The sequence below is a fragment of the Desulfuromusa ferrireducens genome (assembly GCF_055389805.1).
Window position 1 is genome coordinate 2,236,744 of record NZ_AP042415.1, and the last position, 12,826, is coordinate 2,249,569.

8 protein-coding genes and 1 pseudogene are annotated in these 12,826 nt (G+C 51.1%); 8 read left to right on the forward strand and 1 reads right to left on the reverse strand.

Going from position 1 to position 12,826, the window contains the following annotated elements:
• Positions 1-195: 195 nt before the first annotated feature.
• Positions 196-1,929, reverse strand: a complete 1,734-nt coding sequence (locus ACZ5PT_RS10180; protein ID WP_464262926.1) for a methyl-accepting chemotaxis protein — start codon at positions 1,927-1,929, stop codon at positions 196-198.
• 275 nt (positions 1,930-2,204) lie between these two features.
• Here ACZ5PT_RS10180 and ACZ5PT_RS10185 point away from each other — a divergent pair, with 275 nt between their 5' ends.
• The 8 genes and pseudogenes from ACZ5PT_RS10185 (at position 2,205) to ACZ5PT_RS10220 (ending at position 12,804) form a co-directional block, all read left to right on the forward strand.
• Positions 2,205-2,489, forward strand: coding sequence for a hypothetical protein (locus ACZ5PT_RS10185; RefSeq protein ID WP_464262927.1), 285 nt, complete (start codon positions 2,205-2,207; stop codon positions 2,487-2,489).
• Positions 2,490-2,944: 455 nt separating this feature from the next.
• The gene (locus tag ACZ5PT_RS10190; protein WP_464262928.1) at positions 2,945-3,838 is read left to right on the forward strand and encodes a DmsE family decaheme c-type cytochrome; all 894 of its coding nucleotides are present in this window, start codon (positions 2,945-2,947) and stop codon (positions 3,836-3,838) included.
• Between the two features lie 15 nt (positions 3,839-3,853).
• Entirely contained in the window at positions 3,854-5,902 is a 2,049-nt protein-coding gene (locus ACZ5PT_RS10195) for an MtrB/PioB family outer membrane beta-barrel protein (RefSeq protein ID WP_464262929.1), read from the forward strand.
• 222 nt (positions 5,903-6,124) lie between these two features.
• A pseudogene (locus ACZ5PT_RS10200) lies at positions 6,125-6,415 on the forward strand (ArsC family (seleno)protein); the annotation flags it as partial.
• A gap of 283 nt (positions 6,416-6,698) precedes the next feature.
• Complete coding sequence (locus tag ACZ5PT_RS10205; protein ID WP_464262930.1) at positions 6,699-8,075, forward strand: aminotransferase class I/II-fold pyridoxal phosphate-dependent enzyme; 1,377 nt, start codon at positions 6,699-6,701, stop codon at positions 8,073-8,075.
• A gap of 305 nt (positions 8,076-8,380) precedes the next feature.
• The gene (locus ACZ5PT_RS10210) at positions 8,381-10,624 is read left to right on the forward strand and encodes a PAS domain S-box protein (protein WP_464262931.1); all 2,244 of its coding nucleotides are present in this window, start codon (positions 8,381-8,383) and stop codon (positions 10,622-10,624) included.
• Between the two features lie 116 nt (positions 10,625-10,740).
• Complete coding sequence (locus tag ACZ5PT_RS10215) at positions 10,741-11,172, forward strand: Fur family transcriptional regulator (RefSeq protein WP_464262932.1); 432 nt, start codon at positions 10,741-10,743, stop codon at positions 11,170-11,172.
• A gap of 183 nt (positions 11,173-11,355) precedes the next feature.
• Positions 11,356-12,804, forward strand: a complete 1,449-nt coding sequence (locus tag ACZ5PT_RS10220; RefSeq protein ID WP_464262933.1) for a catalase — start codon at positions 11,356-11,358, stop codon at positions 12,802-12,804.
• The last annotated feature ends 22 nt before the right edge of the window (positions 12,805-12,826 follow it).

The window sequence follows — 12,826 nt, forward strand, 5'->3', positions numbered from 1 at the left end:
TCCCACATTGAGTTAAACGGACTGAAGGCGGAATGGTTTACAAATATTTTATAATTTTATTAGAAGGGGAAGCGCGTGGTGGGGTGAGGCTCTTACTGGAAGAGTGGTTGACTGATTATCATCTGAAGCTTTGGCGACGTTGGACTTGCAGCCAGAAAATCCCCAACCGATTGGTTGGGGATTTTCTGGTTTTAACTACATTTGAGTCCAGCCGATCCCGGTCCGCACCCTGGAGGTATCATGATTTGTTGGGCGCTGACTTGACGGACCCTCTTTGAGGATAAAGCGTTTAAGCATTTGTTCCATTTGATCGGCCTGACTGGAAAGCTCCTCTGCCGCCGCCGCACTTTCTTCGGCGTTGGCAGTATTCGTTTGCGTCACCTGATCGATTTGCGTTACGCCGTGATTGATTTGCGCAATCCCCTGGGCCTGCTCATTATTTGCCGAAGCAATTTCACTGACCAGGTCGGTGACTTTACCGACACCATCGACGATCTCCTGCAGGGCTTCTGCCGTCTGGTTGGCAATGGCGTTACCGTTGGCGGTCTTTTCGACCGAACCTTCGATCAACGCTGCCGTTTCCGCTGCCGCTTTGGCACTGCGAGCAGCCAGGTTGCGGACCTCTTCGGCGACTACCGCGAAGCCTTTACCATGTTGACCGGCACGGGCAGCTTCAACTGCAGCGTTGAGAGCCAAAAGGTTGGTCTGGAAGGCAATCTCATCAATCGCCTTGATGATTTTGCCGATACTCTGACCCGATGCATTGATTTCGGTCATCGCCTCAACCATGGCGTGCATCTGCTGGGTGCCTTTTTCTGCCGAACTTTTGACCTCTCGTGCCAGGGTGTTGGCCTGATTGGCGTTTTCAGAATTGGTTGTCATCTGCGCAGACATTTGGTTGAGGGATGCAGAGATTTCTTCGAGGCTGCTGGCTTGTTCAGTTGCCCCTTGCGATAGCGACTGGCTGGAATCTGAGACCTGACTACTGCCAGCCGAAATCTGCTCTCCCGCTGTTTGCATCTGGCCTATAACCTCGTTGAGAGCGGCGTTGGCCTTGGCCAGCGGGTGACGAATGACGCCGGTGGCTTCGAACGTCAGATCTCCAGCCGCAATATTTTCGAATGCGGCCAGGACTTCATCGCGTAAGTTATCGGCAAACTTGTCGATTGTCTGTGCCATGACACCGATTTCATCCATACGACTCATATTCAGGCGCTGCTCGAGGTTGCCCTGCTCAAGGGCTTGTATCATGCTAACGGTTTGTTTTAGTGGCGAGGCAAGCGCGCGGATTAAGGCCCAACCGATAACCAGCACCATCAGGCTGACCATCAGGCAGATAATGATGACCCCTTTTTTCAACGATCCAGCCATTGTTTGTAACCCGGTCAGGGCAGTGCGTAATTCGTTGGTTTGTTCTTCAATAAAGGGGACCAGGGCCTGGGTCAGGTCTGCCGCTGCTTGGTCAAAGTTGGCCATCTCAACGTTCCCCGCCGCAGGGCCGCCAGCAATATAGGCATTGGCCATCCGTTTGCCGACACTGTAATAAGCCTCGATGCGCGTGCGTAATTGCGCAACTTCTTGCTGCCCGGCACGATCCCCTTCCTGCCGGTACATCCCTTCGAAGCGATCCAATCCCTGAATAAAGGAATTGTAGCTTGCCTGCGCTTCACTGAAACCATCATCCAGCCCGTCCTGCGCTCTGGTGGCGGAGATGTCTGTCAGCCATTGCTGAATCTGGATGACATCGCGAGACATCTGTTGTGCTAATTGGGAAAATGGTTGGCTTTCATTCAGAATTAATTCGCTGTTTTGATGAACATTCTGGCTGAAGCGAAAGGTCCAGGTGCCAAACGCAATGACCAGCAGGAGCAGAAGGAGAAAGCTTAAAGAGATTTTTTTGGTAATCGATAAGTCTGTTAACCAGGCCATCATTTTTCCTTTCAAGGCAAATTGCAGCAAATCAATGTCTGTCTAAAATGAGCATAGCCGGATTGGTGCGCGCCAATAATCTACCCCTGTTAATTGTTATTGTCAACAATCAGGTTGTGATTCCTAGCGTTTACGTTGGAGAATTGGGTGGTAAGGCTGGATGCTTTGCGAATATTTTTTGTCAACCGTGTATCGGCTAGTGCGTTCTTATCCCTACAGGGTCAGTTTCACGTATTGGGAAAATAAAACTCATCCATATTAAAAGGGAGGAACAAATGAGAAGGTACGGAATCGTTATATTGATAGTGGCATTTGGACTGTTGCTTGGCTCGCAGGTGCTGGCCGCCAAAGGCGGCGGAGGGAAAAGTAGTGGTGAGCAGGCAGGGCAGGGCAAAATGTCTATGGAACAGACTATGGAGAAGAAGCAGGTAAAGAAAATGAAGATGAAGCAACTTCAGGCTGGTGAGCAGGCTGGAGATATGACCCGCGATCGAGATATGGACCAAGATATGGATCAAGACAAAGTCATGGCCCAGGACAGAGACCGGGTTCACCAATAGTTTGTTTGTGCCGGCCCTGACACGAACAGCTTAAGGAAGTTTTCTAAACAGATGTTTCGCTGATTCTGAAAGGGTGCTTTTACCGTCCCTCATTGTCAGCCATAAAGGCCCCTGGTCTCCGGATCGGGGGTTTTTTATTGCCGTCGTGGGCAACCCCGGTTTGCAGATTAGCAATTGGCCCCGCCAAGATAAAATCGCAGAGCAGTTTTCGAATCGAAGAGCAGGTTCAGGCTAATTAAATAGCCGACACATATGATTCCATGCGCAGATCCGTATCTTTATGAGGGTAGTTAGCAGCCGCTAACGCTTATTGCAATTGGCCAATTCTTAGGTATAAGTATTTTTTGTTAGTGATTGTCGATAGCTTCCCTTTGCGGTTTCCGCCGGGGAATAATCGTGTCCGGTTAGGAGGGGTTCCGCCGGAAGATTACACCTAATTTTTTTTGGAGGACAAAATGAAAACATGGTTGTTGCCTGTGTTGACAGCCGGATTTCTGCTTTTTGCGGGGCAGGCATTCGCCGCTGGGGCGACCTTTGTGGGTTCTGAAACCTGCAGTGGTTGTCATGAGGATGTTTTCCAGAGTCATACCGACTCTATCCATGCCCAGGCCTGGGCGTCGATCGGTGGAAAGTACAGTAACAGCGGTTGCGAGTCCTGCCACGGACCAGGCAGTGTTCACGCTGACACAAACAGCAAAGCCGATATTGTTTCTTTCGGTAAGGGTTCGGCTCAGAATGCCGAAGCTCAATCGGCCCAGTGTCTGAACTGCCACATCACTTCAACCGAACTAGCTTTTTGGGATGTCAGCCAGCACAATGGCGAAACCTCCTGTGCCGACTGCCACAACACTCATGCTGCAGCAGTACCTAAAGTAGCTCAACCGGATACCTGCTTTGAGTGCCACAAGGATGTCCGCCGTGACAGCAATAAGCAATCGCACCACCCGATTGTTGAAGGTAAAGTAAATTGCGCTGATTGCCACAACCCGCACGGTTCCATGGAGCATGGCATGCTGCGTGCCGACAGCCGCAACCAGCTTTGCTACAACTGTCACGCTGAAAAACGCGGTCCTTTTATCTGGGAACATCCTCCCGTCGAAGAAAACTGCGGCACCTGTCATGAGCCGCATGGTAGTCGCCATAACAAGTTGGTGACCGATAAATTACCGAACCTTTGCCAGAACTGTCACGATTGGACGAGGCACCCGAGTACTGCCTATGACAACACCGATGGTTTTACTCAAGGGACTCCGAATCGGACCTTCGTCGGCCGTGCCTGCCTTAACTGTCATCCCAAAATTCATGGCAGCAATGCGGGCGGAACCAACGGCATGCGATTTACGCATTAAATAGGAGGTGCGATAATGAAACCAATTATAAAATTATTGACTGTTCTTTTTGCGTTGTCTCTTGCCGCATCTTCTGCACTGGCTTCAGGTTTGTCGGGTGAAGTGAGCCTCGGTGGGCGTTTTGTTGACGGTGACAATACAGAAAAAAGTGCTAAATTCACGGAATATCGGGATGTTGATGGTCAGTTGACATCAGATCTTAAGCTTTTTTGGGTAAATGATAGTATTTACCTCAACGCTGAAGCTGCAAACTTGGGCTATGATGACCAGATGTTCAGCTTAAAGGGCGGCATTTTCGGTAAGGCCAAGTTCTCTCTTTTGTTTGACGAGTTGACCCATAATTATAGTCTCGACGATCGGACCATTTACGCCGGTGTCGGGACGGCGACTCTGACTCAGGGGGCCGGTGTTGACCCGACCGATGCAACCACTTGGATTCCGATTGATTTTGCGGTGGAGCGACAGCAGCTTGGGGCTAAGATTGAGCTGACTTTCGATACTCCGTTCTTTGTTGCTGTTGCTGTTACTCAAACTGAGAAAGATGGTATTATTCCCGTTGCTTTCGAACTGAACCGGCGGCCACATGAAGGACCCTTGCCGGTTGATTTTAAAACCACCGATGTTACAGCAAAACTGGGTTATCGGACCAAAGCCATGTTTGCTCAACTGGACGCCACGATCAGTGAATTTGACAACGAGTATAGTTTGATCGAAAACTGGTACAGTCCCAATGGTGTCACCGAAACGTTCACTATGGAACCGGACAACGAAATGTGGCAGATCGGTGGACAATTTGTTCTGCGCGACTTGCCGATGAACTCGGTTCTGGCCATTCGCGGTAGTCATGCGAAGTTGGAAAGTGATCCCGTTTTAACAACGGCCGATACTTTTGATGGTGAGCTGACCTACACCAAGGCCGCCGTGACCCTGAAGTCGCGTCCAATCAGTGCACTTACTACCGAGCTTTCCTATAGTTTCCTGCAGAAGGACAACAAAGCTGCGCGATTTAATTATGACGGGCAGGATACCCATATTTTCGAGTACAGCAAACAGCACGCAACCTTAGCTGGTGGGTACCGTATCAACAGCGATAACCGAGTCAAGGTTGGTTATGACTTCTTGACAATTGATCGTGCCAATGAAATGCGTCGCGATGCGCAAGAGACAGATGATCACACGGTTTTTGTCGAGTGGAAAAACTCGACCTTCGATATGGCAACTGCCAAGATTCGCTATGAGCACCTAGATCGTTCCAGCGATTTTGATGGTGTCGCTCATGCTGCAGAAACCGGTACAGATTTTTACGCTTATGTTCGCCCATTTGATGCCGCAGACAAGACAGAAGACACAATTCGTCTGATGCTCGATATGAGTCCGACCGATGCTGTTGACTTGGGGTTGGAATTTAACTACAGCACGGCGGACTATGATAAGACGCTTTTAGGCCGGCATGATGAGACAACCCAGGGCATTATTCTTGATGCAAGTGTTGATTTGCCCTATTCGGCCAAGCTGTATGCCTATGTCGATTACGAAAAAAGAGAAATTTCATCACGTCAGGTTCAGGCACGTTTGAATGGTGAAGATGAAAATGGTGATCCTTTCGGACCAAATAACCTGATTGAAATTCTGGACGGAAGTAACCAGGATGATGACGACTTCAATTGGTACCTTGATCGGACCGATGTCACCAGGTCCTTTGGTGTCAAACTAGAGGTGCCGTTTCTCAATGAGCGCCTGAATGTCAGTGCCGGCTTCGATTATCAGGATAACGATGGTGAAGCGGACTTCTCGGAAAATGTGGATGACGCACTGGTTGCCCTTGAGGATATCGATGACTACGATGACTACGAGCAGCAAACCGTTGAACTCAAAGCCAAATACGCTATCAATGAGAATATGTCTGTTACTACCGGATATACCTACGAAAAGTATGAGTACGACGATGTCTTGGTCAATGATTACGAGAATATTGTCGGTGGAAACGCTTATTTCTCCGGTGCCTATGCCGATCTGGATTACGAAGCCAACATTGGCTACGTAACTCTCAGCTATAAGTTCTGATAGTCAGCGGAACGTCTGAAACGCAAGCAGGGAGCACGATTGTGCTCCCTGCTTGCGTTTATTAACGACATCAATAACTTTCATCCGGTGTACAAATCAGGTCGGTATTAGAGTCGCAATAAAGATATACTATTTTAGGGATCATCTACTATCCCTGTAATAAAGGAGGTCAGCATGAAAATCGATTGGGCATACCTACGTAAAGGTTGAACGTCCTGCAAAAATGCTCAAGAGTTTCTTGAGAAGGAGCAGGTTGTAACAGAGGAAGTTGTCGATGCGCGTAAAATCCGGATCGATGCCGATGACGCGTGGGCGTTGTTGCAGGCGGCCAAGTCGGTGACGGTGGCCAAGGGGAAAAAGGTCGTGCGCTTTGAGTCGGTCGCCGACGCAAAAGAGGCGATTCTGCAGAAGGTGATGGGCTCTAGTGGCAACCTGCGCGCCCCGACCTATCGGCTGGGGGATGAGTTTATAATCGGTTTCAATGCGGATCTTTACGCCGACTGGCTGAAATGATCGCTTGAGGTCAGGCGAGGTCGGATGGAAACGTCGTGCGGATCAATCGATTTGCACGGCGTTTTTTTGTTTCTCGCGGCTGAAAAAGTCATGGTGCCCTAAGTTGCCCCGGGCGTGTGGCGGATGGAGTCCGAAATGTCTTTGGACTGATGGCAAAAAAACAAGAGCGGACCGATCTGACAAGATCTGTTCGCTCTTGTGTTTCGTGTCTTGCCATCGGCGGAGAACTGGCTAGAGTTTACTGTAGCGAGACTCTCACGATTGGCTAGCTTAAGGAGTGGGCATGGCAAAGCAACAGTTTTCCGCAGGGGTAAAGCGTTATGTCGAGCAGGGCCAGCAGAGTGCCAAGGCACAGGCCGACCAGCGGCAAAAGATGCGCAGCAAACGTTTTGATACGATCGCGGTCCACGGCATTTACAGCGCTGAAGAGGCCTTGGCAAACCAAGGCAGCATCATCGAACCTGCCTATCTGAGCTCGGCTCAGCATTTCGAAAATAGCGATCACATGGAAGCATCGCTCGCTTACCTGATGCCCGCCTGGGCCTATAGTCGCATCGCAAATCCGACTATCCACTATCTGGAAGAGACCCTCGCACTGCTCGAAGGTTATGGTTTTTCCGGTGAAACCTCCGCCTTAGCGACCTCCTCGGGGATGTCGGCCATTTTTATGGCGACCAACCCCTTTTTGCAACAGCCTGGACCGATGAATATTGTTGTCTCGAGTCAGTGCTACGGTGGGACCTTCATGCTGTTTAACGAACGCTACGGCAAGGAGCGGGGTGTCGAGGTGCGCTGGATTCGTGATCCGCTCGATCTGAATCAGTGGGCCGAGGCGATAGACGGAAATAGCCGTTTTTTGTTTGGCGAAATTCCTAGTAATCCGGCATTGGCGGTGTTCGACATTGCGGCCGTGGCGCAGTTGGCTCATCAGCATGACCTGCCGCTGTTGGTCGATTCGACTCTGGCCACTCCGGCTTTGACGCGGCCTTTGCTCTATGGTGCTGACATCGTTATTCATTCGGTGAGCAAATCGATCGCCAGCAGTGGTTTTGCCATTGGCGGAGCGCTGATTTCACGCGCTGATATTCCCAGCAAGGTCGGCCCCCCTGAGCTGCGCAGCAATTTTTCCCAGTATGTCAAACTGCTCCCGTTTCGTGACCACGGCCCCTGCTTGTCTCCCTTCAATGCTTTGATGGCGCTCAGCGAATTGCGTGGCTTGCGCGGCAAGATCGATCAGCTCAGTCGTCACAGTATGACGGTGGCCAAATTTCTCGATAAACATCAACATGTTGAACGGGTCGCTTATCCCGGCCTGGAGTCCGACCCCGGCTTTGCCGTCGCCAGTCGCTACATGCAGCTGGTCGATAGCGATGACGGCGGCGCGGCGGTCAATCGTTACGGGCATCTGCTCAGTTTCTGCGTCGCCGGTGGACATCAGGCGGCGCGGCGAGTGTTTGATCGCTTGCAGCTGATTATGCGCGCCACCGATCTCGGTCGGATCAAAAGTATTGCCACCATTCCAGCGATATCCACCCATCAGCAACAGGGCGAAGTCGGCCGCGATCTGGCGGGGATTCCGGATAATCTGATTCGGCTTTGTGTTGGTGGTGAACACCCCGAAGATATCATTGCTGATCTGGATCAGGCGCTAGAGGGCTAATTCCCTGCAATGCTGAGCATATAGTCGCTGCCGGCTCTTTTGATCAGAAACGTCAACGGTTTGCATTTTGTTCCGTTTCTGAAAATAAGTCTGATCCGCCCCTTGTATTGATCCCCCCCCACACATTGCTGTCTTTTAGCCTGAAAATCACGCTTAAGGTAAACATAGGAATAACTAAACCTCAGTTCGATACTGTGAAAAAGAGTTCAGCGGCAAAATTACCTTTTAATGGTGGCGAGCATTGGCCTATACTGGCTAAATATGGCCACGGGTCTTTGTTTTGTAGTTTTTGGGGGAGATGGAGCATGGAGAAAAGGACAAACCGCATTCTTTTGGTTGATGATTCTGGAGCTCGGGTGGCAGCGGCTCGCGCTGCTCTCGAGTCGGGGCCTGCCCCGGTGGAAATAGTCGCGGTGCAAAGCCTTGCCGAAGCGCGTCTCTGTCTAAATAAGTTTTCTATTGATCTGGTGATCAGCGAGTTGCTGTTGCCCGATGGGAAGAGTCTCGCGCTCCTTTCCGATGGTCATGGGGAGGCGGTTTATCCCGTCGTCATCATGACCAATCGTGGCGATGTCCAGGCTGCCGTTGAGGTGATGAAAGCCGGCGCGTTGGATTATGTTGTCACCTCGGACGCATCACTGATCGAGTTGCCCAGCATTGTTGATCGGGCCGTGGAGCAGTGGGCAAAGCTCTCTGAGCGCAAACGGGCAGCCGAAAATTTGCGGGAGAGTGAGTATCGGTTTCGTTCGTTTTTCGAGTCATCCAGCTCCGGTATGGTGATCATGGGCCCTGAGGGCAATGGGCTGAAAATGAATCCGACGTTTTGCCGGCTTTCTGGTTACAGCGAAGACGAGGCATTGCAAATGAATGTCTTTGATGTGACTCACCCCGCAGAACGTGCAGAGACATTGCGTCTCTACGATGAAGTTCGGTCCGGGCGGCGCAAAGTCATCGACTACGAAAAACGCTACAGGCGCAAGGACGGTTCGTTTTTTTGGGGCCGTGCCACGGTTGCGGGTGTTTTCGGGGCAGATGGCGCGCTTCGCTGCTTTGCTGGCAACGTACAGGATATTACCAAACGCAAAAAGGCTGAAGCAGCGCTGAGAATTAGTGAGGAGAAGTTTCGCACCATCTTTAATAGTGCTGGGTCCGGGATGATCACCCTGTCGCCGGCCGGCAAGTTCTTGGAGGTTAATGGGGCTATTTGTACTTTTCTGGGCTATTCGCGTGATGAGTTGTTTGACCGTTGGGTTGCGGATATCACGCACCCCGCTGACCTGGAACAAACCGCTGAAAAATATCGACTTCTGGACAGTGGACAGAGCCAGGCGATTGATTATCAGAAACGCTTTCTGTGCAAAGATGGCAAGGTTGTCTGGGGACATGTCTCGATGTCAGCGGTTTTGGGAGAGGATTGTCGGCCACGCTATTACATTGGGTTGGTGCAGGACATCAACGAGTCAAAGCTTATTCAAGACCAGATCCAGCAGTCGAAACATATGCTACAGCTGGTCATTGATTCCATCCCTCAGCATGTTTTCTGGAAAGATCGCAACTCTGTTTACCTCGGATGTAATCGCAACTTCGCGCAAGCAGCGGGAGTAGAGAAGCCGCAGAACCTGATCGGTAAAACGGACTATGAGTTGCCTTGGCGAAAAGAAGAGGCTGATTTCTATCGCGAGTGTGACCGCCGTGTCATGGAGGCGGACATGCCTGAGTTGCACATCATTGAGACACAGCTTCAGGCCAGTGGCAAACAGGTTTGGGTCGATACCAACAAAATTCCTCTGCATGACGGCGAAGGGTGGGTTGTCGGTGTTCTCGGCACCTTCGAAGATATCAGCGAACGAAAGCGCGCGGAGGATGAGCTGATTGCCGCCAACCGGGAGTTGGATGCTTTTGTTTACACCGTTTCCCACGATTTGCGGACCCCGCTGACACCGATCATCGGTTTCGCCGAAGAGCTCCAGGTGTCCTGTCGGGATCGGTTGGATGAACAGTCTCTGGATTGTCTGGCCAAGATCGAGAATCAGGGGCGCAGAATGATGGCGCTGATGGAAGACCTTTTGGTCCTGGCCAGGGTCGGACACCTGCCACGACCGCTCGATCCGGTCGACCTCAACGAGGTACTGGAGGATGTCTTAATCGAAATGTGGAACCAGCTGGCGGAGACCGGAGTTGTGGTCGAAAGGGCTGTGTTGCCAGGACTGAAGATACCGAGAACTCTTTTACAGCAAATTTTCGATAACCTGATCGGCAATGCTGTCCGTTATGCCGGAAGGGACGGTGGGCCGATCGAAGTTGCCGGGGAGCGGACGGGGGATTTTGTGCGGATCTCTGTTCGCGACCATGGCCCGGGGATTTCACTGCCAGAGCGTCAGCAGATTTTTGATCTGTTCTACCGTGGGGCAGCCGCGAGGCAATTAGCGGGTACGGGAATTGGGTTGACGACGGTGCAGAAAATTTCCCGTCTTTATTGCGGGCGTGCCTGGGTCGAGGAAACGCCCGGCGGGGGCAGCACTTTCTGGGTGGAATTGAAAGACGCATAGAGTTTGGTGCCGCGCTATTTTCTGTTTAGTGATTCAGTTTTTATTTCTCTCTCTTGACTTGATTGGTATTGGTAACGTATATTCTTACCTAAGAATAATTACTATTCGGTGGTTTTATGCAGCAGTCGCTCAAACAACAATTATCTGCTTTTGAAGATGCCTGCCGCAAGGAGGGACTGCGTTTGACTCCCCAGCGGTTGGAGATCTTTCGCGAGCTGGCCTTTGCGGTTGACCATCCTTCTGCCGAAACGCTTCATCTGCGTCTGGTCCAGGGCATGCCGACTCTCTCGCTTGATACGGTTTATCGAACCCTGGCGACTTTTGCCAGTCACGGCCTGATCAATAAAGTCGAAACCGTTGAAAGTCAGGCCCGCTTTGAGGTCGCGCAGCTTTTGCATCATCATCTGATCTGCCGCAAATGCAAACAGATTATCGATTTTCAATGGCAGTTTATCGATCAAGCTTCGCTACCGGAAGAGGTTCATGCCTGGGGGCGGATAGAACGGAAGAATGTGGTCGCTTACGGCACCTGTCAGAAGTGTTTGTAGCCGTTCGGTTATCGGAGGGCTTCATTTTTTTTGCCTACAATATAGGAATAGTTACTAGGTAGGAACTATCGGCATAAAGGGTGCTTGACGGTTGCGACTGGCAGTGGATGCGCTATTAATTAAAGCTGCTGTGACGCGTCAATATCGTCATTTATATTCTCAACACAGAATGGGGGTAGGGCAATGAAGAAAAAGCTGACCAATAACGCAGGTGCTCCAATTGTTGATAATCAGAACGCCATGACCGCCGGGCCGCGTGGGCCGTTGTTGATGCAGGACGTCTGGTTTCTGGAGAAACTGGCCAGTTTCGACCGTGAAGTGATTCCCGAGCGGCGTATGCACGCCAAGGGTTCAGGTGCCTTCGGCACCTTTACCGTGACCCACGATATCCGTAAATACAGTAAGGCAAAAATATTTTCTGTAGTTGGCAAAAAAACCGAGATGTTTGTGCGTTTCTCTACTGTCGCTGGAGAACGGGGCGCTGCCGATGCCGAGCGGGATATCCGTGGTTTTGCCATGAAGTTTTATACCGAGCAGGGCAACTGGGATCTGGTCGGCAACAATACCCCAGTTTTCTTTCTCAAGGATCCATTGAAATTCCCCGATCTTAATCATGCGGTCAAGCGGGATCCACGCACCAATTTACGCAGTGCCAAGAATAACTGGGATTTCTGGACTCTGTTGCCGGAGGCTCTGCATCAGGTGACCATCACCATGAGTGATCGGGGACTGCCGCTTTCCTACCGGCATATGAATGGCTATGGTAGCCATACCTATAGTCTGCTCAATGCCGCCGGTGAGCGTCATTGGGTCAAGTTTCATTTTAAGACCGAGCAGGGGATTAAGTGTTTGACCGATGCCGAAGCGGAAGTTTTGGTCGGGCAGGATCGTGAGAGCCACCAGCGGGATCTTTACGACAGTATTGAAGCCGAAGATTTTCCGCGCTGGAAAATGCAGATCCAGATTATGCCGGAAAAGGACGCTTCCAACTGTTCCTTTAATCCTTTTGATCTGACCAAGGTGTGGCCACATGCAGATTTCCCGATGATTGATGTTGGGGTGTTTGAGCTGAACCGGAATCCTGAAAACTATTTTGCCGATGTCGAACAGGCAGCGTTTAACCCTGCGAACGTGGTGCCGGGGATCGGTTTTTCCCCTGATAAAATGTTGCAGGGCAGGCTCTTCTCTTACGGCGATGCGCAGCGTTACCGGCTTGGCGTCAATCACCACCAGATCCCGGTCAATGCCTCCCGCTGTCCCTTCCACAGTTTTCATCGTGATGGTGCAATGCGGGTTGACGGCAATCATGGCGGTACTTTAGGCTACGAACCGAACAGCTACGAAGAGTGGCAAGAGCAGCCTGACTTCTCTGAGCCACCACTGAGCGTTGAAGGGGCTGCTGATCATTGGAATCATCGTGAGGATGATGATTATTTCCAGCAGGCAGGAAACCTGTTCCGCTTGATGACGGCTGAGCAGCAGCAGGTCTTGTGCGCCAATACTGCTCGCGGCATGGGCGATGCCCCTCGTGAGATCAAAATCCGTCACGCCAACAATTGTCTGCAGGCTGATCCGGCTTATGGCAAGGGGGTTGCGGCGGCGCTGGATATCTCGCTGAGTGAAATTGAATAAGTCCATTTATAGTTAATGATTT